At 71.0% G+C, this 24,603-nt stretch carries 18 protein-coding genes and 1 other RNA gene; 8 read left to right on the top strand and 11 right to left on the bottom strand.

Annotated features, from left to right (window positions below):
* Window positions 1-101: 101 nt before the first annotated feature.
* From ssrA to ftsE, 5 genes are all read right to left on the bottom strand, one after another.
* Window positions 102-490, bottom strand: a transfer-messenger RNA (tmRNA) gene (gene ssrA / locus ACFXBC_RS30555).
* A gap of 130 nt (window positions 491-620) precedes the next feature.
* The gene (gene smpB, locus ACFXBC_RS30550; RefSeq protein ID WP_385031680.1) at window positions 621-1,100 is read right to left on the bottom strand and encodes an SsrA-binding protein SmpB; all 480 of its coding nucleotides are present in this window, start codon (window positions 1,098-1,100) and stop codon (window positions 621-623) included.
* A gap of 18 nt (window positions 1,101-1,118) precedes the next feature.
* Window positions 1,119-2,288 (bottom strand): S41 family peptidase, encoded by a 1,170-nt coding sequence (locus ACFXBC_RS30545; RefSeq protein ID WP_385031677.1) that lies wholly within the window; start codon window positions 2,286-2,288, stop codon window positions 1,119-1,121.
* Between the two features lie 68 nt (window positions 2,289-2,356).
* Window positions 2,357-3,277, bottom strand: a complete 921-nt coding sequence (gene ftsX / locus ACFXBC_RS30540; protein WP_327297304.1) for a permease-like cell division protein FtsX — start codon at window positions 3,275-3,277, stop codon at window positions 2,357-2,359.
* Window positions 3,278-3,286: 9 nt separating this feature from the next.
* On the bottom strand, window positions 3,287-3,976 hold the full coding sequence (gene ftsE / locus ACFXBC_RS30535) for a cell division ATP-binding protein FtsE (RefSeq protein ID WP_164266073.1): 690 nt from the start codon (window positions 3,974-3,976) through the stop codon (window positions 3,287-3,289).
* Between the two features lie 246 nt (window positions 3,977-4,222).
* On the opposite strand from ftsE, the gene ACFXBC_RS30530 reads away from it, so the two are divergent.
* Window positions 4,223-4,417, top strand: a complete 195-nt coding sequence (locus ACFXBC_RS30530; RefSeq protein WP_385031673.1) for a hypothetical protein — start codon at window positions 4,223-4,225, stop codon at window positions 4,415-4,417.
* Between the two features lie 113 nt (window positions 4,418-4,530).
* On the opposite strand, the gene ACFXBC_RS30525 is transcribed toward ACFXBC_RS30530, so the two are convergent.
* The 4 genes from ACFXBC_RS30525 to ACFXBC_RS30510 all read right to left on the bottom strand — a co-directional run bounded on the left by ACFXBC_RS30525 (window position 4,531) and on the right by ACFXBC_RS30510 (window position 10,187).
* The gene (locus ACFXBC_RS30525; RefSeq protein WP_385031670.1) at window positions 4,531-5,421 is read right to left on the bottom strand and encodes a hypothetical protein; all 891 of its coding nucleotides are present in this window, start codon (window positions 5,419-5,421) and stop codon (window positions 4,531-4,533) included.
* A gap of 304 nt (window positions 5,422-5,725) precedes the next feature.
* Window positions 5,726-6,832 (bottom strand): peptide chain release factor 2, encoded by a 1,107-nt coding sequence (gene prfB, locus ACFXBC_RS30520; protein ID WP_385031667.1) that lies wholly within the window; start codon window positions 6,830-6,832, stop codon window positions 5,726-5,728.
* Between the two features lie 68 nt (window positions 6,833-6,900).
* Window positions 6,901-8,181: a serine/threonine-protein kinase gene (locus tag ACFXBC_RS30515; RefSeq protein ID WP_385031664.1), complete on the bottom strand. Its 1,281-nt coding sequence runs from the start codon at window positions 8,179-8,181 to the stop codon at window positions 6,901-6,903.
* Between the two features lie 338 nt (window positions 8,182-8,519).
* The gene (locus ACFXBC_RS30510; RefSeq protein ID WP_385031661.1) at window positions 8,520-10,187 is read right to left on the bottom strand and encodes a serine/threonine-protein kinase; all 1,668 of its coding nucleotides are present in this window, start codon (window positions 10,185-10,187) and stop codon (window positions 8,520-8,522) included.
* 566 nt (window positions 10,188-10,753) lie between these two features.
* On the opposite strand from ACFXBC_RS30510, the gene ACFXBC_RS30505 reads away from it, so the two are divergent.
* From ACFXBC_RS30505 to ACFXBC_RS30485, 5 genes are all read left to right on the top strand, one after another.
* Window positions 10,754-14,437, top strand: coding sequence for an FtsK/SpoIIIE domain-containing protein (locus tag ACFXBC_RS30505; RefSeq protein ID WP_385031658.1), 3,684 nt, complete (start codon window positions 10,754-10,756; stop codon window positions 14,435-14,437).
* A 154-nt stretch (window positions 14,438-14,591) separates the two neighbouring features.
* On the top strand, window positions 14,592-16,022 hold the full coding sequence (locus ACFXBC_RS30500) for an ABC transporter substrate-binding protein (protein WP_385031656.1): 1,431 nt from the start codon (window positions 14,592-14,594) through the stop codon (window positions 16,020-16,022).
* 7 nt (window positions 16,023-16,029) lie between these two features.
* The gene (locus tag ACFXBC_RS30495; protein ID WP_385031653.1) at window positions 16,030-17,379 is read left to right on the top strand and encodes a carbohydrate ABC transporter permease; all 1,350 of its coding nucleotides are present in this window, start codon (window positions 16,030-16,032) and stop codon (window positions 17,377-17,379) included.
* A 14-nt stretch (window positions 17,380-17,393) separates the two neighbouring features.
* A complete protein-coding gene (locus ACFXBC_RS30490) occupies window positions 17,394-18,302 on the top strand; it encodes a carbohydrate ABC transporter permease (RefSeq protein ID WP_385031687.1) in 909 nt (302 codons plus the stop codon).
* A gap of 164 nt (window positions 18,303-18,466) precedes the next feature.
* Window positions 18,467-19,264: a class I SAM-dependent methyltransferase gene (locus tag ACFXBC_RS30485; protein WP_385031651.1), complete on the top strand. Its 798-nt coding sequence runs from the start codon at window positions 18,467-18,469 to the stop codon at window positions 19,262-19,264.
* A gap of 96 nt (window positions 19,265-19,360) precedes the next feature.
* Here ACFXBC_RS30485 and ACFXBC_RS30480 read toward each other — a convergent pair whose 3' ends face one another.
* Both ACFXBC_RS30480 and ACFXBC_RS30475 read right to left on the bottom strand, forming a co-directional pair.
* Window positions 19,361-21,364 (bottom strand): glycosyltransferase family 2 protein, encoded by a 2,004-nt coding sequence (locus ACFXBC_RS30480; protein WP_385031648.1) that lies wholly within the window; start codon window positions 21,362-21,364, stop codon window positions 19,361-19,363.
* 377 nt (window positions 21,365-21,741) lie between these two features.
* A complete protein-coding gene (locus ACFXBC_RS30475; RefSeq protein WP_385031645.1) occupies window positions 21,742-22,350 on the bottom strand; it encodes a TetR/AcrR family transcriptional regulator in 609 nt (202 codons plus the stop codon).
* A gap of 322 nt (window positions 22,351-22,672) precedes the next feature.
* Between ACFXBC_RS30475 and ACFXBC_RS30470 the strand changes: the two genes are divergently transcribed.
* Both ACFXBC_RS30470 and ACFXBC_RS30465 read left to right on the top strand, forming a co-directional pair.
* Complete coding sequence (locus tag ACFXBC_RS30470) at window positions 22,673-23,611, top strand: ABC transporter permease (protein WP_385031642.1); 939 nt, start codon at window positions 22,673-22,675, stop codon at window positions 23,609-23,611.
* Window positions 23,612-23,639: 28 nt separating this feature from the next.
* Window positions 23,640-24,467, top strand: coding sequence for an ABC transporter ATP-binding protein (locus tag ACFXBC_RS30465; protein WP_385031684.1), 828 nt, complete (start codon window positions 23,640-23,642; stop codon window positions 24,465-24,467).
* The last annotated feature ends 136 nt before the right edge of the window (window positions 24,468-24,603 follow it).

Here is a 24,603-nt window from a genome sequence, read left to right as displayed (position 1 = left end):
CCGCCGGGACGTCCCGGCGGCCACTGCCCGGCCACACGACACACAGAAAAAGGCTCATGCCCCACCGGAACAATCCGGCAGGGCATGAGCCACACATGGGGTGGTGGAGATGGCGGGAATCGAACCCGCGTCCAACGGTGCCGGACCAGGGCTTCTCCGAGCGCAGTTCGCTGCGATTTTCTCGGCCCCGGAGATCTCGCGAACAAGTCTCCGACAGGCCCAGTCACTGTTTGGTTTCCCACTGATCCCCGTGACCGGGACCAGTGGTTTAGTTCCCTAGCTTATGCCAGGATCCGGGTCGGGAACTTCCCCGGGCTGACACCCATTTAGGGTCCTTCAGTCACTGCTTATTAGGCAGCGAGGGCGAAGGACTGGGAATCGCGCTTAGAATTGGCGATTATTTTTTGCGACATATGGTTTACGAGATCATTGCCGCTTCCTCGGCTCGCTTCCCCTGCTTCAACAGCCGCTGTCGAAACCGATCATCCCCATGTTGATTTTTCAAGGTGGTACCGCGCCCCGTGGGGTGCAGTGCCATCGTACGTGACCAACGTACGGCGGTGCCACTGTATTCCCCGCAGGTCGGCGTCCCCGCCAGGTCCACGTCCCCGCGGGGCCGGTCAGGCGCGCTGCTTCCTGCGGGCCGCCGAGATCGCCCGGTCCGTCTCGCGGCGGTCCTGCTTCTCGCGGAGAGTCTGCCGCTTGTCGTACTCCTTCTTGCCCTTCGCCAGCGCGATCTCGACCTTGGCCCGGCCGTCCTTGAAGTACAGCGCCAGGGGCACGATCGTGTGGCCCGACTCCTGGGACTTCGACTCCAGCTTGTCGATCTCCATGCGGTGCATCAGCAGCTTCCGCTTCCGGCGCGCGCTGTGGTTGGTCCAGGTGCCCTGCGTGTACTCCGGTACATGCACGTTGTGCAGCCAGGCCTCGTGGTTGTCGATCTGGACGAAGCCGTCGACCAGCGACGCCCGGCCCATCCGCAGCGACTTCACCTCGGTACCGGTCAGGACCAGCCCGCACTCGTATGTGTCGAGGATCAGGTAGTCGTGCCGTGCCTTCTTGTGCTGGGCGATCATCTTCCGCCCGGTTTCCTTAGCCATAGTGCGTCCATTTTCGCACTACGCCCCTCCCCCGAGGCCACTCAATACTGTCTCCGCCCGCGCCTCGGCCCGGTCGCCCGCTGTCACGTCCGGGGTGATGCCCCGGCCGTCCACGCTGCGGCCCGCCGGTGTGCGGTAGTGGCCGACGGTGAGCTCCGCCACTGAGCCGCCGGGCAGCGCGCTCGGCATCTGGACCGAGCCCTTGCCGAAGGTGCGGGAACCGACCGTGACCGCCCGGCCACGGTCCTGGAGGGCCCCGGTGAGCAGCTCGGCCGCGCTCATCGTGCCGCCGTCGATCAGGACGACCAGCGGCCGGCCCGTGTCGCCGCCCCGCTGTGCGTAGAGGGCGCGCTGTGCGCCGTGCACGTCGTACGTGGCGACCAGACCGCCGTCCAGGAGCGCGGAGGCGGCCGTGGTGGCCTCGGCGACCAGGCCGCCGCTGTTCCCCCGCAGGTCCAGCAGGATGCCGCCACCCGCCGGAGCCGCCCGTACGGCCTCCCGCACCCGGGCTCCGGAGCCCCTGGTGAAGGCGGTGACCTTGATCCGGGTCGCCCGGCCCGGCAGCCGTGTCACGGTGACCGGGTCGGTGGTGAGCCTGGCCCGGTGCAGGGTCCTCGTCACGGTGTCGTCTCCGCGCCGTACGCCGACGACCACCGGCGTACCGGGGACGGACGCGCGGTCGCCGCCGCGCAGCTGCGAGAGCACATCGGTGACCGGCCGGGTGCCGACCTGGCGGCCGTCGATCGTACGGAGCAGGTCGCCGGCGCGCAGTCCGGCCCGCGCGGCCGGGCCGCCGGGCTGGACCCTGGCCACCTCGATGCGGCCGTCCCGGCCGCGCCTGGCCCACAGGCCGACGCCGGTGTACTCGCCGTCGAGGGCGTCCTCGAACTGCTCGTAGCCGCTCCGGTCGTACACGGCGCCCCAGCGGTCGCCGCTGCGGCTGACTATCCCCTCGGCGGCCTTCGTACCGGACTTGCCGTCGGCGACCGCATCCGAAGCGGCCCTGGCGAGTTCGGCGCCGTCGACGGTGGACGCGGCGCTGCCGGTACGGGCCGGGCGCGGCGTATGCCCGTCGCCGGGCAGGGAGTTGGTGGCCGCAGCCGTGGCGAGAACGCTCACGAAGACCAACGTCAGAGCCGCCCCGCGGCGAAGGCTGCGGGGCGGCTCGACGAATTCCGGGCCTGACATGGCGACCACTGTAGACCGACGCCCGTGTGCCGTATGGGGCGTTCACCCCGCGGCACACAGGGCGTGTCTCACACCTTCAGGTACTTGCGCAACGCGAAGAGAGCGGCGAGTGCGGGCATCAGCAGCCCGATCGCGAGCACCAGCGGCAGTTTCGACAGCACGGCGTCCCAGCCGATGAAGTCGATCAGGTTCAGCTTCTCGTGCAGGGCGAGGCCGTGGTCGATCAGGAAGTAGCGGCCGACGAGCAGCATTCCGCAGGCCACGAGTCCGCCCAGCAGACCGGCGAACGCGGCCTCCATGATGAACGGCATCTGGATGTAGAAGCTGGACGCGCCCACCAGGCGCATGATCCCGGTCTCGCGTCTGCGGCTGAACGCCGACACCCGCACGGTGTTGACGATCAGCATCAGCGCGATCACGAGCATCAGGGCCATCACACAGAGCGCGGCCACATTCATGCCGTTGAGGAGCGCGAAGAGGTTCTCCAGGATGCCGCGCTGGTCCTGGACGGTCATGACACCGTCCCGGCCGGCGAACGCGGTGGCGATCACCTTGTACTTGGTGGGGTCCTTGAGCTTGACGCGGAACGACGACTGGAGCTGGTCCGGCGTGATGGAGCCCGTCATCGGGGCGCCCTTGAACTCCTGCTGGTAGTGCTTGTACGCCTCGTCTGTGCTCTCGTAACTGACCTTCTGGACCAGGTCGGTCATCTTGTTGAGATCGGTCTCTATCGACTTCTTCTGCTCCTCGGTCACCGGACCCTTGGCGCACTTCGGGGTGGATTCCACATCACCCTTGGAGCAGAGGAAGATCGAGACGTTGACCTTGTCGTACCAGTAGCCCTTCATCGTGTTCACCTGGTCGCGCATGAGCAGCGAGCCACCGAACAGGGCGAGGGACAGGGCGACGGAGACGATGACCGCGAAGGTCATCGTGAGATTGCGGCGGAGACCCACGCCGATCTCCGACAGGACGAACTGGGCGCGCATGGCGTCCTTTCAGTGCTGGTAGCCGTAGACGCCGCGCGACTGGTCGCGTACGAGACGGCCCTTCTCAAGTTCAATGACGCGCTTGCGCATCTGGTCGACGATCTGCTGGTCGTGAGTGGCCATCACCACGGTGGTACCGGTGCGGTTGATCCGGTCCAGCAGCTTCATGATGCCGACGGAGGTCTGCGGGTCGAGGTTGCCGGTCGGCTCGTCCGCGATCAGCAGCATGGGGCGGTTGACGAAGGCGCGCGCGATGGCCACGCGCTGCTGTTCACCACCGGAGAGTTCACCGGGCATCCGGTCCTCCTTGCCGCCGAGGCCGACGAGGTCGAGGACCTGGGGGACGGCCTTGCGGATCTCTCCGCGCGGCTTGCCGATGACCTCCTGCGCGAACGCGACGTTCTCCGCGACGGTCTTGTTCGGCAGCAGCCGGAAGTCCTGGAAGACCGTGCCGAGCTGGCGGCGCATCTGCGGCACCTTCCAGTTCGACAGGCGCGCGAGGTCCTTGCCGAGGACGTGCACCATGCCGTGGCTGGTGCGCTCCTCGCGCAGGACGAGCCTCAGAAAAGTCGACTTGCCCGAGCCGGATGAACCCACCAGGAAGACGAACTCTCCCTTCTCGATCTCAAGGGAGACATCCCGCAGGGCGGGGCGGTTCTGCTTGGGGTAGGTCTTGGAGACGTTGTCGAATCGGATCACGAGTGCACCACGTCGGCCGGGAATAGGTGAGCGTGACATTACGCGAAGCCGGAGTGCGCCCGCATGCAGCATCCGCCGATGCGTGGTATGTCCGCGTTGGCCCCGGGTACGGACCGGGCGGAATCAGGCGGGGCGCGCCGAAACGCGCGGAAGCTGGCACAGTGGTAAGGGGAACAGTTGCGGTTCGCCGGGCGTTGTCGGGAGTGACAGCGCGTGGAACGGCTCCGCCGCATGGGAGGAGTGCGCATGACCTACGACCGATTGGTGTGCGCCCATTGCGCGTCCCCTGTCAGTGAGGGCCGCTGCCAGGTCTGCCGGGCCAGCAGGGAGCGCCTCCAGCAGCAGGAAGGCCCCTTCGGCGGAGTGCACCCGCTGGTGCTGATCGGTGCGCTGATCGTGCTGATGGCCGCGGTGGCCCTGCTGGCGCATCAGGCCGTCTGAGAGCCGCCGGATCGTCCGAGAGCTTCACCGGGCATCCGAGAGCTTCACCGAGCATGGGGAAGGGCCCCGGGTTCCGTTCGGAATCCGGGGCCCTTCCTCGTACGCGCTGGACGTCAGGCGAGGTTTCCGCCACGGCCGGCGAGACGCGGCAGCATACGGAAGCCGATGCCGCCGGCGATCATCGTGGCCGCACCGATGATCAGGAACGTGGTCTCACCCGCACCGGTCTCGGCGAGTTCCTGCTTGGGCTTGCCCTGCTCGACCGGCTGGGAGCCGATGTTGTCGGGCTGGGTGCCGGTGACGGAACCGCCGGTCGTGGAACCGCCCGTGGAGGAACCGCCGGTCGACGAGGAGCCGTTGCTGGCGGAGCCGGAGGTGCCGCCGTGGTGGCCGCCGCCGGTGGAGCCGGAGTTACCGCCGTTGTCGCCGCCGCCCGTGGTCGAGCCGCTGGTGGACGAGCCACCGGACTGGTCGCCGCCGCTCGTGTCACCGCCCGTGGCGTTGCCACCGGACTGGTCGCCACCGGCAGCGTTGCCACCGGACTCGTCACCACCCGCAGCGTTACCGCCCGACTGGTCACCACCGGCAGCGTTACCGCCGGACTCGTCACCACCGGCAGCGTTACCGCCGGACTCGTCACCACCCGCGGCGTTACCGCCCGACTGGTCACCACCGGCAGCGTTGCCACCGGACTCGTCACCACCCGCAGCGTTACCGCCCGACTGGTCACCACCCGCAGCGTTGCCACCGGACTCGTCACCACCCGCGGCATTACCGCCGGACTGGTCACCGCTGGTGCCACCGGGCGTGCAGGTCGGGTCGAGCGGCGAGCAGTCGCCGCCACCGCCGTTGTCGCCGTCGTCGTCGCCACCGGTGTGGATCGAAAGGCCGGGAAGGTTGATATCCGCGGCCTGTGCCGCGCCCGCGGCGGTCAGCGAAGCGCCTGCGGCGATCACTGCGCCTGCAGCTATGCGCGCTACGCGAATCCGCGTCTTCTTGGTCATCTGGCTGCTACCCCCAGTAGCTTCATTGTCAATGGTGCAGCGCACGGGGCAGGCAGGCCGTAGGGGTCATGTGGTCCGTCCCCCCGATCACACGCGCCCCAGAATTACGCATGCCGCGTGTCACTTTTCCGAGTTTTAAGAAGCGCGTCAAGGCCGTTGCGGGCGCGATGCCTGAAATGCAGTGACTTGCCCGGCGTACGGGAATACGACTGTGACGCAGTAGGGGAACTACCGTCTCCAGGACGGCAGTTCCCCTACTCACCATGTCGATAAAGCGCTGGTTCGACGGCGCCGGAGAGGCGGTCTACTTCTCCTGCTGCTTGCGCCAGCGAATTCCGGCTTCGAGGAAGCCGTCGATCTCACCGTCGAGCACCGACTGCGGGTTGCCGACCTCGTACTCCGTACGCAGGTCCTTGACCATCTGGTACGGGTGCAGGACGTACGAACGCATCTGGTTGCCCCAGGAGTTGCCGCCGTCGCCCTTGAGCGAGTCCATCAGCGCCTGCTCCTCCTGGCGGCGGCGCTCCAGGAGCTTGGCCTGCAGCACGTTCATCGCGCTGGCCTTGTTCTGGATCTGCGAGCGCTCGTTCTGGCAGGAGACGACGATGCCGGTGGGGATGTGGGTCAGCCGGACCGCGGAGTCCGTGGTGTTGACGCCCTGGCCGCCGGGGCCCGAGGCGCGGTAGACGTCCACGCGCAGCTCGGTCTCGTCGATCTCGACGTGGTCGGTCTTCTCCACCACCGGGAGCACCTCGACACCCGCGAAGGACGTCTGGCGGCGCCCCTGGTTGTCGAAGGGCGAGATACGGACCAGCCGGTGGGTGCCCTGCTCGACCGAGAGCGTGCCGTACGCGTACGGCGCCTTCACGACGAAGGTGGTCGACTTGATGCCGGCCTCCTCCGCGTACGACGTCTCGTAGACCTCGGTGCCGTAGCCGTGCCGCTCGGACCAGCGGAGGTACATGCGCTGGAGCTGTTCGGCGAAGTCCGCCGCGTCGACGCCGCCGGCCTCCGCGCGGATGTTGACGAGCGCCTCACGGGCGTCGTACTCGCCGGAGAGGAGGGTGCGGACCTCCATCTCGTCGAGCGCCTTGCGCACGGCCTCCAGCTCCGACTCGGCCTCGGCGAAGGTGTCGGCGTCGTCCTCGGCCTCGGCGAGCTCGAAGAGCACACCCAGGTCGTCGATCCGCCCGCGCAGCGTCGCCGTCTTGCGGACCTCGGCCTGCAGGTGGGAAAGCTTGCTGGTGATCTTCTGGGCCTCTTCCGGGTCGTCCCACAGGGACGGCGCCGCGGCCTGCTCCTCCAGCACGGCGATATCGGCCCTCAGCTTGTCGAGGTCCAGGACGGCCTCGATCGACCCCATGGTCGAGGAGAGGGACTTCAGCTCTTCGGATACATCGACGACTGCCACGCCACCAGCGTAACGGCTTGGAGCGGGGGCGGTCCCCGGCCCTTGCGATCGGGCTGCCTCCCGCGCCGCTACGGGCCGGACGGCGCCGACTGGTGGCTGTCCTGCGGGGCCCGTCCGCCGTCGTCGCCCGACGATGTGGCCAGCCAGCCGCCGACGCCCACCGCGGCGGCGACGACCAGGGCGGCGGCGCCCAGCTTGATACGGCGCTTGCGCACCGCCTCGGCGGTGGAGCGGTGGCGGGCCGAGCCGGGCCTGCTCGGGGAGCGGGGCGCGCGGGCCGTGCCCAGGGGGCCGCCCGCCAGTTCGTCGGGGGCCGGGACACGCATGCTCGTATGGGTGTCCCGGTTGGAGTCGGCCGATGAGCCGGGGACGAGCGGGACCGCGCCGCGGCGGCGGCCCTCGGTGGGCGGGGACGGTTCGTACGCCGTCCCCTCCTGAGGCTGCTCCCCCGGCTCCGCTTCATCGGGCTCGTCCACATCGAGCGGCGGGATGCCCGCGAGGTGCGGGAGCTGCGCGCGCAGCCGCTCGCCCAGCTCGGACGCGCGCAGCCGGGACGCCGGGGCCTTCGCGAGGCACTGGACCAGCAGCTGCCAGAGGTCGTCGGGGATGCCGGGCAGCGGTACGACGGTCTCGGTGACATGGCGGCGCAGGACCGCGCCGGGGTGTCCGCCGCCGAAGGGGGTGAAGCCCGCGAGGAGTTCGTAGAGGACCGTCGCCAGGGCGTAGATGTCGACGGAGGCGCGCGGCGGCAGGCCCTCGATGATCTCGGGGGCGAGGTAGTCGGGGGTACCGATGATCTTCGAAGCCTGGGGGCGGCCCGGTCCGGCCGGGCTCGCGGGCAGCGCCCGGCGCGGGGCGTCGATGAGCTTGGCGACACCGAAGTCGGTGAGCAGGGCCGGGTGCGAACCGCCGGGGCCGAGCGGGCCCTGCATGTCCAGGAGGATGTTCTCCGGCTTGACGTCGCGGTGCACGACGCCCGCGGAGTGCGCGGCGGCGAGACCGTCCGCGATGTCCGCGACGATGGCCACGGCGGCCTCGGGGCTGAGGCGGCGCTCGCGGTCGAGGCGGGTGCGCAGGTCGGTGCCCCGGACCAGGTCCATGACGAGGGCGAGGTCGTTGCCGTCCACGACGAGGTCGCGTACGGAGACGACGTGCGGGTGGTCGAGGCCGAGCAGCGCGGTGCGCTCCTGTACGAAGCGGCCGACCAGCTCCTGGTCGCCCGCGAGGTCCTCACGCAGCAGCTTGACGGCGACCGGGCCCGACGGCCCCTCGCCCAGCCACACCGTGCCCGCGCTCCCGCGCCCCAGGATCTGGTGCGCGGTGTACCGGCTGCCGATCTTCCGTGCCAAGACTGCTCCCTCAGCGGCTGGCGCTGTACCGGGCCCGGGGCTGCGTCCCTGGACGGAAGCAGGGTCTCCGGGCGGTCTCCGGCTCCCAAAATACGCGGGTGCCGGGGTGTTCCGTGCCCCGGATGACAGGAACCCTCACTTCTGCGGGGGTAATTCATTTCGCGGAAGTCGACATGTATACAGACCGGGCCCCGGGGCGGTAATCCGGACCGGGTCCGGTACACGGACCGGGCCGGGCCGGGCCGGGCCGGTAATACCGACCCGGGGCCGGGTACGGCGTGCTGTCCGACCCGGCCGTCCCGTGCGTACTGTCCGACCCGGCCGTCCCGCGCGTGCTGTCAGTTTCCGCCGGAGCTGCCGAGCCCCTGTACGAAGTCCTTGACCGAGTGGTACCCGTCGGAGATCTCCGAGAGGAAGCTCTTGGAGGTGCCGATCCAGTGCTGCAGCGGGGTCAGTTCCCAGATCAGCCAGGAGCCGACGAAGAGGATCACGACCATGAAGAGGCAGCCCTTGAGGCAGCCGAGGCCGGGGATCTTCATCGGGTTGGCGCTGCGCTGCCGCGGCGGCCGGGGCTCGCGCGGGGCACGTGCCTGGGGCTGCTGCGGGGGTTCGTACGGCTGCTGAGGGCGCTGCTGCGGCCGGCGCTGCGGTGCGTACTGCTGTTGCTGGGGCTGCTGTTGCTGCTGCTGCTGCTGCTGGGGTGCGTACCGCTGCTGCTGGGGCGGGTACTGCTGCTGGGGCTGCCGGTACTGCGGCGGCTGCTGGGGCCGCTGCGGCCGGTGGCGCAGCGGGTCCTGCTCCGGCGCCAGATACTGCACCTGGGTCTGCTCGTTGCGGTCGCGGGCCGCGCTGAGCTGGCTCTGCCAGGGGTGCGGCTGCTCGGAGTCCTGGGCCCCGCCGGGCACGGGCGGCAGCACGGCGGTCGGATCCGCGGCGCCGGGCCCCGGGCGTCCGTCCGGGCCGGGCGCGCCGGTGCTGGGCAGCACGCTGGTGCGCGCGTTGGGGTCGTACGCCCCGGCGTTCGCCCCGGCGTTGTTCGGCAGGACCTGGGTGGGGTCGGCGGCGCCGGGCGTCTCGGGCACCTCCGCGGGCGCGGGGTCCGGTGCCAGCAGCGCGCCCACCCCGAGTGCGGCGGCGACCTGCGCGGGCGTGGCGCGGACGCCGATGCCGTCGGCGACCGTACGCAGCCCGCGGGCCAGGTTCTCCGCGCTGGGGCGGCGGTCCGGGTCCTTGCTGAGGCAGCGCTCTATGACCGTCCAGAGCGCCTCGGGGACGGTGGTGGGCCTGCGCGGGTCCTCGTTGAGGTGGCGCTGGAGGACTTCGAGGGCCGTGCCGCCCGCGAACGGGGGCCGTCCGGTGACCAGTTCGTACAGCAGGATGCCCGCGCCGTAGATGTCGACAGCGGAGGTCTGCGGGCGGCCCTCGGCGGACTCCGGTGCGACATAGGCGGGCGTGCCGACGAACTCGTGGGTACGGGTCAGGCCGGGCGAGTCCGCGAGGCGGGCGATGCCGAAGTCGGTGAGCATCGGGTGCATCTGGCCGTCGGCGTCCTGCTTGACCAGGACGTTCGCGGGCTTCAGGTCGCGGTGGACGACACCGTCCGCGTGGCTGGCGGCCAGTGCGTCGGCGATCTGGGCGGTGAGCAGTGCGGCGGCGACCGGGCTGAACGGGCCGTTCTCCCGAAGATAGCGGTGCAGGTCCGGGCCGTCGATCAGGTCCATGACGAGCGCCAGGAGATCGCCCTCGACGACGAGGTCCCTGGTCCGCACGATGTTGGGGTGGGTCAGCCGCAGCAGGACGGAGCGCTCCCGCAGGAAGCGCATCACCACGTCCGGGTCGCTCGCCAGCTCCTCCTTGAGGACCTTGATCGCCACGGTCTCGCCGGGCTGACCGGCGACGGCCGCCTCGGCCCCTGCGGTCTCCCGCTGGCTGGCACGCCAGACGGTGCCCGTGGCGCCGCGTCCCAGCGGCTCCTCGAGCAGGTACTTGCTGCCTACGGGCCGCACGTCATGCGCTCCCTGTGATCGTCGTCCCTTGCCTGGTCCACCGGCCCCCCGCCCGGATGTCCGCCCCACTCTAGTGCCGCTCATGGGGGTACCGGCCGATGATCTTCCGGAGCTGCTTCCGCTCCGTCCGGTGGTTGTGACGGCCGGTGGCCGGGATCGGGTTCCGGGGCCGGTTCCAGCCGGTCGACGGCCGGTTTCCAGCCGTCTTCCAGCCCTTTTCCAGCCGTGTTTCCGCTGGAGTCCAACGCCTCCAGCCGGTTCCCACTGGTTCCAGTTGTGTTCGAAGGCAAGACGCCAGGAGCGTCCCGATGGTTGCCGCGGTGCGCCCGCCTGCGCCTCCTGGCAGGTCAGCCGCGATCCCAACCAGGCACTTTTACGTCCAGAGCCGACCATTCAAGATCACTTGGCCGTGACCGCCGGGCGTGTTGTCAGTGGCAGATGCGAGGATGCCTTCAGCACGGAGTTGTGGGGCCGGGGGCCCGGGAATCCGTGCCGACCTGCCGGGTGGGGGAGATCACAGGGCGGCTCCTGCCAGGCACCCTCCGCAGAAGGGACCGCTGACGGCTATGCAGATCCGGCTGACCGTCCTCGCGCCGCGCAGCGGCCGCTCCGTGTCCGAGGCGCGCTCCTGCGACGTGCTCGTCACCGCCCCGGCCGGGGCGGCGCTGGCCACCGTCGCGTCCGGCCTCGCCACGGCGGCCGCGGGCCCGGAGGGCACGGGTTCGGGAAGCGTCGTGCTGTACGCGGGCGGGCACCGCCTCGACCTGCAGCGCTCCGCCCTCGGTGAGCCCCCGCTCGTGGACGGAGCGGTGCTCTCGCTCCAGGTCCCGGCCGATGGGGACGACCGGGGCGACGGATCGGCCACCCAGCTCCATGTGGTCGCCGGGCCGGACGCGGGCGGTGTCCATCTGCTGCACGGCGGACAGATCCGTATCGGCCGCTCCGCCGATGCGGATGTCCCGCTGGACGACCCGGACGTCTCACGCATGCACTGCGCGGTGACGGTGGAGCAGGACGGCCGGGTGACGGTCGCCGACCTCGGCTCGACCAACGGCACGACGCTGGACGGCTCGGGCGTCGCCGCCGCCCCGGTCCGTATGACACCGGGCTCCCTGCTCCGGATCGGTGAGTCGGCGCTGCGGATCACGACGGCGGACGGCGGAGCGCAGGACGGGATCGCGGCCGTCCCGGACGGCGAAGGCCATCTGCGGGTCGCCCGCGCCGGCACGGCCCCTGCGCCGACGGGCCCGGGAACGGCCGGTACGGCAGCGGGCGGACCGGCGGCGGGCAGTGGACCGGCGGCCGTTGGCGGACCGGCGGCGGGCGGCGGACAGGCGGCGGGTGCAGGTACGCGTACAGGAGCGGATGCGGGCCCCGGTGCCGGTCCCGGTGCGAACGGTTACGGGACGGGTGAGGTCCGGTACGGGACGGTGCCCGCTCAGGCCACCGGCCCCACAGACACCCGTACGGGGCCCGGCCCCGGCGCCCTCCCCCATTCCGGCCCCGGGGCCGGGAGCGACGCCGCCGCTTCCCCCGAGGCCCGGATACCCGAACAGGGCGGCGCTCCTGGCGCCTCCCGTGGCGGCGGGCCGGGCTCGCGGCGCGTCAGCACGGTCGGTGCCCAGCGGCCGCACGACCCCTACAGCAATCTCTACGACGAGGCCGCGGCGGCCTACGCCCAGGACGCCGAATTCGCCTCCCGGGGCCGCCAGGGCACGCCCGCGCGCGGCACCAGGCTGCGGCCCGACCGGAGCGCGGAGACCCACGAACGCGCACAGGACGGCTTCGACACCGGCCGCACCCGCGGCACCGGCCGCTCCGATCCCAGGAGCGCTCCGAACAGCACAAACAGGACGAACGGCACGGGCGGCACGGGTGCCATCGCCCCCGGCCCCACCGCTGCCCCCCATGGCCCAGGCAGCGGCGACACGACCGGCACACACACCACCGGCACCGGCACCGGCACCGGCACCGACCCGACCGGCCCCCGCGGCAGCGGCGCCCCCGCCCCCCAAAGCGCCCCCGGGACGGACGACGGCGCGCGCAGACGGGGCGGTATAGGGGCCTGGGCGAGGCGGCTCACCGGCGGCCGGCCCGACGCCGTACGCGACAGGCCCCTGCCGGGCAGCAGGTCCGCGGACCCGTCCGGCGCACCGCAGGACCCGGCGGCCGGGGTGCCCGGCGCGGACACCTGGCCCGATCCGGCCGCCCTGCTGCTCACCGCGCTGGGCCCGGGACCCCGGCTCTGGGAGCGCGCCCCCGACCACCGTGAGGCGCTCGTCATCCGGCTCGGCACCGCCGACAGGACCGGCCCCGGCGGGGGCGGTGTGGTGCCTGCCGTGCCCGTGACGGTCTCGCTCCGCGAGGCCGGTTCACTCGGGCTGGCCGGGCCCCGTGAGCGGCTGGCCGGTCTGGCCCGTTCGGCGGTCGCCCAGCTCGCCGCGCTGCATCCGCCGACGGACCTGGAGATCGTCCTGGTCAGTACGGACCGGGGGCGCTCCCTCGATGCGCGCACGTCCGACTGGGGCTGGCTCGGCTGGCTGCCGCATGTCCGGCCCGCACACGGCCAGGACTGCCGGCTCCTGCTGGCCTACGACAGGGAACAGGCGACAGCCCGTACCGCCGAGCTGGTGCGCCGGCTGGACGACGGCCCGCTGGGAACGGGCTGGGCGTCCGCCGAGCCGGGCGCGGTCTCGGCGGCGGCCGAGCGGTACGACGGCCCCGCCACCCTGCTGATCGTCGACGGCGACCCCGGCTCGGCCGCCCTGCGCGAGACCACCGCGCGGCTGGCCTCGGCGGGCGCCGCCTGCGGGGTGCATGTCCTCTGTCTCGCGGAGACCGCGGCGGCCTCCCCCGCCTCCCCGCTCGAAACGACCTACGAAGCCGCCTGCGCCGCCTCGCTCGCCTTCCGCGAGTGCGGGGCCGCCGCCCTGCTGAGCGGCGATGTGGCCACCGCGCTGCGGCTGCTGCGTACCGCGCGCGGAATCCATCCGGCGGCGGCCGGGCAGTCCGCGAGCCGTGGCACGTTCGCCGTGGTCGACGCGGTGTCGGCGGCCTGGGCCGAGCGGTTCGGCCGGGCGCTCGCACCTCTGCGGGCCGACGCGTCGGTGGCCGGCACCCCCGCCCGGCAGGCCGCGGCGCTGCCCGCCTCGTCCCGGCTCCTGGACGAGCTGGGGCTGGCCCGCGCCACGCCCGCATCGCTGATGGCCCGCTGGGCCGCCGCGGCCGAGACGACCGCCGTGCTCGGCGCCGGGCCGCGCGGCCCGGTCACCGTGGACCTGGCCACCGAGGGGCCGCATCTGCTCATCGAGGGTCCGCCGGGCAGCGGCCGTACGGAGCTGCTGCGCGCCATCGCGGCCTCGCTGGCGGCAGCCGCCCGGCCGGACCGGCTCGGGCTGATCCTGGTCGACGGGGCGGGCGGCGAGCGCGGCGAGGGCCTGCGGGCCTGTACGGAGCTGCCGCACGCCTCGACCTGTCTGGTGGCGTCCGACCCGGTCCGGATGCGGGAGTTCGCGCAGGCGCTCGGCGGCGAGCTGAAGCGCCGGGCCGAGCTGCTCGGCACGGGCAGCTTCGCCGAGTGGCACCGGACCCGGGCGGTGGCGGAGCGGGTGGTGGGACCGCGCCGGCCCGGCCAGGAAGAGCAGAGCGGCGACATCGAGTCACCGACCAGCGGCACGCTGCGGCTGCGCCCGGCCGGAGCGCGCACCGACCCGATGCCCGGCCCCACACCGCTCCCCCGGCTCGTGGTGATCGTCGACGACTTCGACGCGCTGGTCGCACCGGCGCTCGGCAGCCCCGGGCGCCCCACCGCGGGCTCGGTCGTCCGGGCGCTGGACGCGGTGGCCAGGGAAGGCGAGCGGCTCGGCGTCCACCTGATCGCCGCATCGGCACGGCCGGACCGTACGGCGGACACCGAGCTGGCCCGGGTCAGCGGGCTGCGGGTGGTGCTCGACGCCCCGCCGTCCTCCCCCGCGCCGGACGCCCCGGCGCCGGGCCGGGGCAGGCTGGGCCGCCCCGACCGGGGCGTGACACCGTTCCAGGGCGGCCGGGTGACGGGCCGTATTCCGCGTACGGCGACACTGCGGCCGACCGTCGTCCCGCTGGAGTGGGAGCGGATGGGCGACCCGCCGGCCCGCCGCCCCGTCCGTGAACTCGGCAATGGCCCAACGGACTTGGCACTGCTGGCCAGCGCCCTGGAGCGGGCCGCGCGGTCGGTCGACGCGATGTCCATACCCTCCCTGAATGCCTGACGTAACGTCACAGGCCCATCACGATCGGATACTTGGACCACGGTCCGGTATTGCGGCCCCGGAGTGACCCGGCGTAGGACTGTGCCCACGGGGCGACGGCGTCGCCGATGTCATGGGCGCGTCAGCCGTACGCGCACGGGAGAGGTCGGGGCAGATGCGCACTACAGGCACAGCTCTGCGTTCACGCAGAGCCTTTCCATACTCGGGTCCGCATTCGGGCGGCGCCGTTCTGCGTTCGCGCAGGACCGTTCTGGCGGTGCTGGCCGCGGGTTCGCTCGTCCTGGCCGCGGGATGCGGCAGCGACAGCAAGAAGGACACCGGGAGCGACAAGCCCGCCGGAAAGAGCAGCGCCTCCGCGTCCGGGGTCGAGCTGCCCGCTCTGAAGGGTACGAAGCTCGAAGTGGCCGCCGTCTGGACCGGCCCCGAGCAGGCGAACTTCATCAAGGTGCTCAAGGAGTTCGAGAAGCGGACCGGGGCCTCGGTCACCTTCGTGCCCGCGCAGGACCCGATCGTCAACTTCCTCGGGACGAAGATCGCCGGTGGCGCACCGCCGGACGTGGCGATGATGCCGCAGGTCGGCGCGATCACCCAGGCCGTGGCCAAGAAGTGGGCGAAGCCGGTGGGCCCGGACGCGCAGGCACAGCTGGACAAGAACTACGCGCAGGTCTGGAAGGACCTCGGCGCGGTCGGCGGCAAGCAGTACGGCGTGTACTTCAAGGCCGCCAACAAGTCGCTGGTCTGGTACAACGCCAAGGCGCTGCAGAACGCGGGGGCGAGTGAGCCCAGGACCTGGCCGGACTTCCTCAAGACGGCCGAGACCGTGTCGGCCTCGGGTGTCACCCCGGTCTCGGTGGGCGGAGCGGACGGCTGGACGCTGACCGACTGGTTCGAGAACGTCTATCTCTCCCAGGCGGGCCCGGAGAAGTACGACCAGCTGGCCCAGCACAAGATCAAGTGGACGGACCCCTCGGTGAAGGCGGCGCTGACGACGCTCGCGCAGCTCTTCGGCAAGCCGTCGCTCATCGCGGGCGGTGCGGACGGCGCGCTCCAGACCGAGTTCCCCGCCTCGGTGACCCAGACCTTCACCGGCGGTGACCAGCCCAAGGGTGCGATGGTCTTCGAGGGCGACTTCGCGCAGACCAACATCGCGCAGACCAAGGCGAAGGTGGGGACCGACGCGAAGGTCTTCCCGTTCCCCGCGGTGGGCGCCAAGGCGCCGGTGGTGACCGGCGGCGACGCCGCGGTGATCCTCAAGGACTCCAAGGGGGCGCAGGCGCTGCTGACCTGGCTGGCCTCCACGGACGCGGCGAAGATCGCCGCGGGCTCCGGCGGCTTCGTCTCGCCCAACAAGGGCCTGGATCTGTCGGCGTACCCCAATGACGTCCAGCGCACCATCGCCAAGGCGCTGGTCGCGGCGGGCGACGACATCCGCTTCGACATGTCGGACCAGGCGCCGCAGTCCTTCGGCGGTACGCCGGGCAAGGGCGAGTGGAAGGACCTCCAGGACTTCCTGAAGAACCCGAAGGACATCGCGGGGACCCAGCAGAAGCTGGAGTCCGACGCGGCCAAGGCGTACAAGAACTGACGCGGCGATGACTTCCGCTGTCGCGGGGGACGCCCTCAACGGGGCGCCCCCCGCCGGAAAGCCGCACAAGAGCGTGACAGGCACACGTAAAGTCCTGGCGGCGGTCTTCCTGCTGCCCGCCCTGGTGCTGCTCGGCGCGCTCGTGGTCTACCCGATCGGGTACTCGGTCTACCGGTCCTTCTTCGACCAGGCAGGCTCCCGCTTCATCGGCATCGACAACTACCGGACTCTCTTCACCGACGACGCGATCCGCACCGCGATCAAGAACACCGCGATCTGGGTCGTGGTCGCCCCGACCGTCGCCACCGTGCTCGGGCTGATCTTCGCCGTACTCACCGAACGGGTGCGCTGGGGAACGGCGTTCAAGCTGGTCGTCTTCATGCCGATGGCCATCTCGATGCTCGCCGCCGGCATCATCTTCCGGCTGGTGTACGAGCAGGACCCGGGGCGCGGGGTGGCCAACGCCGTCTGGGTGGGTGTGCATGACACGTTCGCCGAGTCCGCCGGATACCCGGGGGCGCACCCGCTGCCGGTGGCCCCGCTGAAGTCCGGTGGCGGCGGCGCGTTCCTGACCAGGCAGCCGGTACACGCGGGCGCCCCGGTCCGGCTGCCGCTCGTCGGCGTACTGCCCACGAAGATGCCCTCGTCGGCGAAGCCCGCCAGAGCCCCGGAGGCTGCGGCAGGTTCGGTGTCCGGCACCGCCTGGCTGGACTTCACCCTGGGCGGCGGCGGCCGGCCGAACGTCATCGACCCCAAGGAGCGGGGGCTCAAGGGCGTCACGGTCGAGGCGGTCAAGGGCGGCAAGGTGGTGGCGAGCGCCAAGGCGGCGCCCGACGGTACGTTCACCCTGCCCGCGGCGGCGGACGGGGCGCTGCTGCGGCTGCCCGCGTCGAACTTCCGCGAACCGTACAACGGCGTCAACTGGCTCGGGCCGACGCTGGTCACCCCGTCGATCATCGGCAGTTACGTCTGGATGTGGGCCGGGTTCGCCATGGTGCTGATCGCGGCGGGCCTTGCCGGGCTCCCGCGTGAACTCCTCGAACAGGCCCGGGTGGACGGGGCCGGCGAGTGGCAGGTGTTCCGCCGGATCACCATCCCGCTGCTCGCACCGGTCCTCGCGGTGGTGCTCGTCACGCTGATGATCAACGTCCTGAAGATCTTCGACCTGGTCTTCATCGTGGCGCCCGGCTCCTCGCAGGACGACGCCAACGTCCTGGCGCTCCAGCTCTACCGCTCGTCGTTCGGCACGGACGCGGATCTGGGGACCGGCAGCGCCATCGCCGTACTGCTGCTGCTCCTGGTCGTCCCGATCATGCTCGTCAACATCCGCAGAATGCGGAAGGAGGGGCGCCGATGACCACCGAAGCGCAGATGCCCGCGCCACGGGCAGCCGGTGAGCGGTTGCCCGCGCCCGCTCCCGTAAGGGCGAAGGAGCCGCTGGCCGCCCGGATCGCGGCTCGGGCGGGCTCCACGGTGATGCGGGTCTTCCTCGTCCTGGCCGGTCTGTTCTGGCTGATGCCGACGATCGGCCTGCTGCTGTCCTCGCTGCGCGGCTCGTCCGACATCGCGGCTTCCGGCTGGTGGAAGGTCTTCACCGCGCCCTCGCAGCTGACCTTCGACAACTACTCCAGGATCCTCGACAACAAGGTCATCACCGACTCCCTGCTGAGCACGGTCATGATCACCGTCCCGGCGACCGTCCTGGTGGTGGTCATCGGCTCGCTCGCCGCGTACGCCTTCGCCTGGATGGACTTCCCCGGCCGCGACTGGTGGTTCCTGATCGTGGTCGGCCTGCTGGTCGTACCGGTCCAGGTGGCCCTGATCCCGGTCTCGGAACTCTTCGGTGAGATCGGGCTCTTCGAGACGACGGCGGGGGTGGTCCTCTTCCATGTGGCGTTCGGGCTGCCGTTCGCGATCTTCCTGCTGAGGAACTTCTTCGCGGAGATCCCGAGGGAGCTGCTGGAGGCGGCGCGGCTGGACGGGGCCGGGGAGATCCGGCTGTTCACCCGGGTCGTGATGCCGCTCGGCGGCCCGGCCATCGCCTCGCTGGGGATCTTCCAGTTCCTCTGGGTGTGGAACGACATGCTGGTCGCCCTGATCTTCGCGGACTCCAAGCACCCGCCGATCACGGTCGCGCTCCAGCAGCAGGTCCGGCAGTTCGGCAACAACATCGATGTGCTGGCACCCGGCGCGTTCATCTCGATGGTGATCCCGCTGGCGGTGTTCTTCGCCTTCCAGCGGCAGTTCGTCAACGGCGTCATGGCGGGCGCGGTGAAGTAGCCGGCCGGGGTCCGTCCTCTCACCGCCCACCTGGGGCTACTGCCCGAAAGGGTGGTTCGGGCGGGCCGGGACGGGCTCCCGCGCAACCGCGCCTGCCCGCCTTCGTTAACCCCGGCATGGCCTTTTGATCACGATGTGCCATCCCCCCACGTGAGAGAGCCCCCATGCACAGGCACGAATTCCTCCAGCGGCTGCACGCGGTGCTGAAGCCGCGCACCTATCTGGAGATCGGGACCAACGACGGACGGAGCCTCGCCCTCTCGCGGGTCCCCAGCATCGCGGTCGACCCGGCCCCGAAGATCCGGACGCGGCTGCACTGCGACCTCCAGCTGGTGACATCGACCAGCGACACCTTCTTCGCCGGCCGGCAGCCGATGGGGCATCTGATGAGCTGCCGCAACCCGCTGCGCAACATGCGCAAGGGCCGCCCGCTGCTCGGCGCGTACACCGGTGCCAACCAGGTCGACCTGGCGTTCATCGACGGGATGCACCTCTTCGAGTACGCCCTGCGCGACTTCATCAACACCGAGCGGTTCACCGGCTGGTCGAGCGTCGTGGTCCTCGACGACATGCTGCCGCGCAACAACGCGGAAGCCGTCCGCGAGCGCACGAAGCCGTCCGGGCCGTGGACCGGGGACGTGTACAAGTTCATCCCGGTGGTCGCCAAGCACCGGCCGGACCTGATCACCGTCCAGGTCGACACCCAGCCGACCGGTGTCTTCCTGGTGTTCGGCACCGACCGGTCGAACACGGTGCTCAAGGACGGTTACGACGCGATCGCCGCCGAGTGGCTGACGCCGGACCCGCAGAAGGTCCCGGAGGCACTGCTCGAACGGGTGGAGGCCGTCGAACCCGAGGCCCTGCTCGGCTCACGGATCTGGCCGACGCTCGCCCGCAGGCGCGGCCGGACCGCGAGCCTGCGCACGGTCCGGGCGGAACTGGCGGCGCTGCGGGGGTACTGAAACCGCGGGGTATCGAAACCGCCGGGCACTGAAACCGCTGAGTACTCAAACCACTGGGTACTCAAACCGCTGAGTACTGAAGCGCCGCCGCCCGTCCTACCGCGTCGCGGCCATCCGCCGGGCCCTGCGCACCGCCCGCCCCACAACGCCGCGCCGGAGGGTCCGCATCAGGCGGGCCCGCCGCGGCGCCAGGCTCCGGCGCGGGCGGCGGACCGTCAGCGCGCCGGATGCCTCCGACGCGACGAGCACCAGGGGCAGCGGGGTGCGCTCCGCCTCCTCGCTGCCCACGCTCACCGCCATCTTCCAGGTGCCCGGGGGCAGTTGGCCTTCGGGCCGGTCGGCGCACAGCACCGTCCCGGCCCGTCCCGTGGACCTGGTCAGCGTCGCGGCCACCCGTACGGCGTCGTGGGCACCCTTGCGGTCGGTGAGGTGGAGCGCGGCGGGTACTGCGCCGGCGGACTCGGTGCGCAGCGGCAGCAGCATCTCCAGGAGCAGCGGCCCGTCCATCAGCCGGACCTCACGGACGCTGAGCTTCCGGTACTCCCCGCCGAGTACACCGGTCGTCGCACCGACATCGAGCGAGAGATTGCCGTGCGCCGCGGTCCAGTACGGTGCGACGAGCTGTGCGGGCTCGCCCACCAGCGCCGCCTGCCGGCCGGCCGTGACCGCGTCGGACCGTACCGAGCCGAGCCTGACGTTCTTGTTCCACCCGCTCTGGTGGACGCGCACCAGCACATCCCAGATGCCGGTGCCCAGGGGCGCGCCGCCGGCCGCCGTGCCGGGGGTGACGGTCGCGGTCCCCCGCAGCACCAGCCGGAAATCCCCGGCCCGGGGGCCGTCCACCCGCTCCCTGGTGAACTCGACGGGCTGGTAGAACTCGGCGGCGCTCGACCGTTCCCTCACCACCAGTTCGACCTTGGCCCGGTCGGCAGCGTCCAGGGGTTTCACTCCGAGCTGCGCGAGCATCTCGGGGCTGTCGAGACCGTCGGGCAGGCCGATCAGCTCGTCGCCGCCCTCCCTGACGTAGTGGACCGGCTCGTCGCCCGCCCGCAGCCCGGCCGTGAACGCCAGCTTCAGCGCGTCGCCTTCCCAGGCGAGCCCAGTGAGTTCGGTGTGCGCGGCGATGCCGCTCTCCCAGCGGGCGAAGCGCTCGACGTCCGGGTAGCGGTCGGCCTTGATGAGCGCGCCGACGAGTTGCTGCGTGGGCAGCAGGGATGCGGTGACCCCCGGCCCGAACCGCTCCACGGCGATCTTGTGCATCTCCTGGAACATGTCCTGCCGGTAGCCGTCGTCCGGCGTGGCCAGCAGCCGGGCGCCGCGCATCCGCTCGATCATCTCGTTGCGGAACCACCGCCGGTACAGCTTGTCGCGCAGCGGCCCCGGTTCGGTGTACTTCTCCACGACGTCGAGTGCCTCGCCGAGGTTGTGGAAGTAGCCCACCGGCTCGATACGCCGGAAGCCCGCGTTGGAGGCGTCGTCGCGCTTGACGTGGTAGTAGCAGACGTAGTCGCTGAGGACGGCGACGCTCTTCGCCCGCAGATACGCCTCGGTGACGAAGACATGGTCCTCAAGACGGCGGCGCCCTTCGAGGAAGCGCAGCCCCGTCTCCTCCAGGAAGGATCGGCGGAACATCTTGTGCGGCGTGAGGCTGTCGATCAGCGGGGCGTTCTTCACGGTGGCGCGCGGCCGGTTGACGCGGAAGAGTTCGCGCGGCACGGGCCGCCCCTTGCCGGCCATCTTGCCCACGACGACATCGGCGCCGTGCTTGACGCCGTAGTCGTACATCCGCTCCAGCGCCTCGTCGCCCAGCCAGTCGTCATTGTCGACGAACATCACGAACTCGCCCTGCGCTGCGGCGATCCCGACATTGCGCGGCTTGCCCGACCAGCCGGAGTTCTCCTGGTGGACGACGTGGATCAGCGGGTGCTCGGCAGCGAGCCGGTCCAGGCGCTCGGCGGTGCCGTCCGTGGAACCGTCGTCCACGAAGACCGCTTCGTACGCGTCGTCGGGAAGGGACTGTCTCAGCAGCGAAGCGATGCAGTCCTCGATGTAGGGCCCCGGATTGTAGACCGGGATGATCACGCTGACTCGGATGGTCATGCTGTGCACTCGTTTCCCACTGCTCTGCGCCGGCGATCTCTCGTTGCGGGTGCACAGTACTATCGCCACGATCATTCGCCCCAGCGGGCCGACCTGTCGTGTCCCGGGCAGATTTACCCGGATTCGGCCCTGCTCAGCGGTTGTGCGGCACTTGTCGGTGCCGGTTACGGCGCGGTGGAAGCCACGATTCCAGGGCGTCGGCCTCGCACAGGCGCGCGCAAAGGGAGAGTCACGGCTCCGTTCCGGGCGGGCAATGAGAGGTTCCGGGCGGGCGGCCCGTAGCCCGGACGGCTCCGGCCTCGATCCCGGGCGGTCCGTCCTCGACCCCCGGCGTCCGCCCCCGCCGCCCCGCCCGGGTCCGGGCGTCCGCCCCCGCCCTACGCCTTGAGCGCCGCCACCGCGGCCGAGGCGAGTCCGTCCAGATAGCCCTTGGGCAGGTCGTCCCTGACCACCGCGAGCCGCCAGTAGAGCGGGCCCACGATCAGTTCGAGCGCCCGTGCGGGGTCGGCACCGGCCGGCAGGTCACCGCGGGCCACCGCGTCGCGGACGACCGCGGCCGCGACGCCCTTCTGGCTGTCGAGAAGCGCCGCCTTGATCGCGTCGGCGATCTCCGGCTGGCGGGCGGCCTCGACCAGCAGATCGGGGATGACCTGCGAGGCGACGGGGTGGCGCAGCGCGGTCGACGCCACGGCGAGCAGGGCGCGTACATCGCCGTACAGCGAGCCGGTCGCGGGCGCGGGCAGGCCCTGCACCGCGAACGCCGTGACCAGATCGAGGACCAGATACAGCTTCGACTTCCAGCGGCGGTAGACCGCGGTCTTGCCGACACCGGCCCGGCGGGCGATGGCCTCGATGGACATCCGCGCGTATCCGACAGCCGCCAGCTCCTCGAAGACGGCGGCGCGGATCGCCTCCGTCACATCCTCCCGGAGCACTGCGGCTCCAGCGGGGGCCCGGCGGGTCGTACGAGGGTCAGGGGATGCCATGGGGAGAAGTTTACCTATTCGTCGCGACGATACGGTTGCGTTTCGACGTCAATCCGTCCTAACCTCGGCGTTACGACGATACGTATCCGTTGCGACGTGTGCCACGGGGTGTTCACACCCGTGCTTCCCTTTCTTCCGTGTGGAGCCGGTCGACTTCTTCCGTGTGGAGCCGGTCGACCCGGCCCCCTCCGGTGAAACCCCGCCGGACTCCATCGCCCCGACGAACGTCCCCGAACGCCCCGAAAACCCAGAACACCCAGAACACCCGCGAAGACCATCGGATCTCGTCGAACCCTGTCGAACTCTGTCGAAAGCGAATGCTGTGATCCCCACGACAGCCCGGACCGCGCCCGCCACGGAGGCGGCCGTTCCGAGGGTCTCCCCGCAGCCCCCGCAGGATCTGGCCGCGCTGGCCGCCGCACACGGCCTGACCATCAGCGGCGCCCGCCCTCCGCTGTTCACGTACATCCGCAGGACCTGGGGGCGCCGGCACTTCATCACCGCCTTCGCCACCGCCCGGCTGACCGCGCAGTACAGCCAGGCGAAGCTGGGGCAGATCTGGCAGATCATGACACCGCTGCTGAACGCGGCGGTCTACTACTTCATCTTCGGTGTCCTGCTCGGCACCAGCCACGGAGTCCCCGACTTCATCCCGTTCCTGGTGACCGGCGTCTTCATCTGGACGTTCACCAGCAACTCGATCCAGACGGGCACCCGGGCGATCAGCGGCAGCCTCGGCCTGGTGCGCGCGCTGCACTTCCCCCGGGCCTCGCTGCCCATCGCGTACGCCGTCCAGCAGCTCCAGCAGCTGCTCTTCTCGATGGGCGCGCTGGTCGTCATCCTGGTCTGCTTCGGCAAGTACCCGACGGTCAGCTGGGTGCTCGCGGTCCCGGCGCTGGTGCTTCAGGCGCTGTTCAACACGGGCGTCTCGATGGTCATGGCCAGGCTCGCGGCCAAGACCCCGGACGTCTCCCAGCTGATGCCGTTCATCCTGCGCACCTGGATGTACGTCTCGGGCGTGATGTGGAGCATCAAGAAGGTGCTGGCCCACGACCACCTCCCGCACCTCGTACTGCTGTCGCTGCAGGCCAATCCGGCCGCCGTCTACATCGATCTCATGCGTTACGCGCTCATCGACAGCTACCACGCGAACCAGCTCCCGCCGCACGTCTGGGCGCTGGCGGTCTTCTGGGCGGTCCTCGCAGGGGCGGGCGGCTTTATCTACTTCTGGAAGGCAGAGGAGCAGTACGGACGTGGCTGAGTACGAGAGGGGCGCGCTGCCTCCGACCATGACGCCGATCTCCGCCGCGCCCCAGGGCGCCGGGGCTGCGGCGGGCCCGGCAACCCCGGCGGGCCCGGCGATTCCGACCGTCATCGCGGACGACCTGCACATCGTCTACAAGATCCAGGGCACCGGATCCGGCAAGGGCAGCGCCACATCGGCGCTGAACCGGATCATCTCCCGCAAGCCCCGGCCGGGCACCCGCGAGGTGCACGCGGTCCGGGGGGTGACCTTCGTCGCGCACAAGGGCGAGGCCATCGGTCTGATCGGCTCCAACGGCTCGGGGAAGTCGACCCTGCTGAAGGCCGTGGCCGGGCTGCTGCCCGCCGCGTCCGGCCGGGTCTACACCCAGGGCCAGCCCTCACTGCTCGGCGTCAACGCCGCCCTGATGAGCGATCTGACCGGCGAGCGCAATGTGGTGCTCGGCGGCCTGGCCATGGGGATGACCCGGGAGGAGGTCCGCGAGCGCTACCAGGACATCGTCGACTTCTCCGGTATCAACGAGAAGGGCGACTTCATCTCGCTGCCGATGCGGACGTACTCGTCAGGCATGGGCGCCCGGCTGCGGTTCTCCATCGCCGCCGCCAAGAGCCACGACGTCCTGATGATCGACGAGGCGCTCTCCACCGGCGACGCGAGGTTCCAGCGCCGCAGCCAGGACCGGATCGCCGAACTGCGTGAGTCGGCGGGCACCGTCTTCCTGGTCAGCCACAGCAACAAGTCGATCCTGGAGACCTGCGAGCGGGCCATCTGGCTGGAGTCGGGGACGATGCGGATGGACGGCCCGGCGGAGGAAGTCGTGGCCGCCTACGAGGAGTTCACCTCGAAGAAGTAGCCGCCCAGCACCACACCGGCCCGCGGGGGCGAGTTCCGCCAGTGTGCGGCGCAGCTCCGGGGTGAGTGCGAGCCGGTCGGCGACCTGCTGGGCCAAGCCGCGGGGGCGGGCGCGGGGGGGGGGGGGGGCGGGCGCT

This window comes from Streptomyces sp. NPDC059398, from assembly GCF_042751845.1.
In the GTDB taxonomy this organism is placed as follows: domain Bacteria; phylum Actinomycetota; class Actinomycetes; order Streptomycetales; family Streptomycetaceae; genus Streptomyces.
This window is presented reverse-complemented; position numbering and strand designations above follow the sequence as displayed.

What these genes read in the sequence shown, in the direction of transcription:
- smpB (WP_385031680.1), bottom strand. Translation starts at nt 1,100, where the DNA reads ATGGCTAAGGAAACCGGGCGGAAGATGATCGCCCAGCACAAGAAGGCA.
- ACFXBC_RS30545 (WP_385031677.1), bottom strand. Translation starts at nt 2,288, where the DNA reads ATGTCAGGCCCGGAATTCGTCGAGCCGCCCCGCAGCCTTCGCCGCGGG.
- ftsX (WP_327297304.1), bottom strand. Translation starts at nt 3,277, where the DNA reads ATGCGCGCCCAGTTCGTCCTGTCGGAGATCGGCGTGGGTCTCCGCCGC.
- ACFXBC_RS30530 (WP_385031673.1), top strand. Translation starts at nt 4,223, where the DNA reads ATGACCTACGACCGATTGGTGTGCGCCCATTGCGCGTCCCCTGTCAGT.
- ACFXBC_RS30525 (WP_385031670.1), bottom strand. Translation starts at nt 5,421, where the DNA reads ATGACCAAGAAGACGCGGATTCGCGTAGCGCGCATAGCTGCAGGCGCA.
- ACFXBC_RS30505 (WP_385031658.1), top strand. Translation starts at nt 10,754, where the DNA reads ATGCAGATCCGGCTGACCGTCCTCGCGCCGCGCAGCGGCCGCTCCGTG.
- ACFXBC_RS30500 (WP_385031656.1), top strand. Translation starts at nt 14,592, where the DNA reads ATGCGCACTACAGGCACAGCTCTGCGTTCACGCAGAGCCTTTCCATAC.
- ACFXBC_RS30495 (WP_385031653.1), top strand. Translation starts at nt 16,030, where the DNA reads ATGACTTCCGCTGTCGCGGGGGACGCCCTCAACGGGGCGCCCCCCGCC.
- ACFXBC_RS30490 (WP_385031687.1), top strand. Translation starts at nt 17,394, where the DNA reads ATGCCCGCGCCACGGGCAGCCGGTGAGCGGTTGCCCGCGCCCGCTCCC.
- ACFXBC_RS30485 (WP_385031651.1), top strand. Translation starts at nt 18,467, where the DNA reads ATGCACAGGCACGAATTCCTCCAGCGGCTGCACGCGGTGCTGAAGCCG.
- ACFXBC_RS30480 (WP_385031648.1), bottom strand. Translation starts at nt 21,364, where the DNA reads ATGACCATCCGAGTCAGCGTGATCATCCCGGTCTACAATCCGGGGCCC.
- ACFXBC_RS30475 (WP_385031645.1), bottom strand. Translation starts at nt 22,350, where the DNA reads ATGGCATCCCCTGACCCTCGTACGACCCGCCGGGCCCCCGCTGGAGCC.
- ACFXBC_RS30465 (WP_385031684.1), top strand. Translation starts at nt 23,640, where the DNA reads ATGACGCCGATCTCCGCCGCGCCCCAGGGCGCCGGGGCTGCGGCGGGC.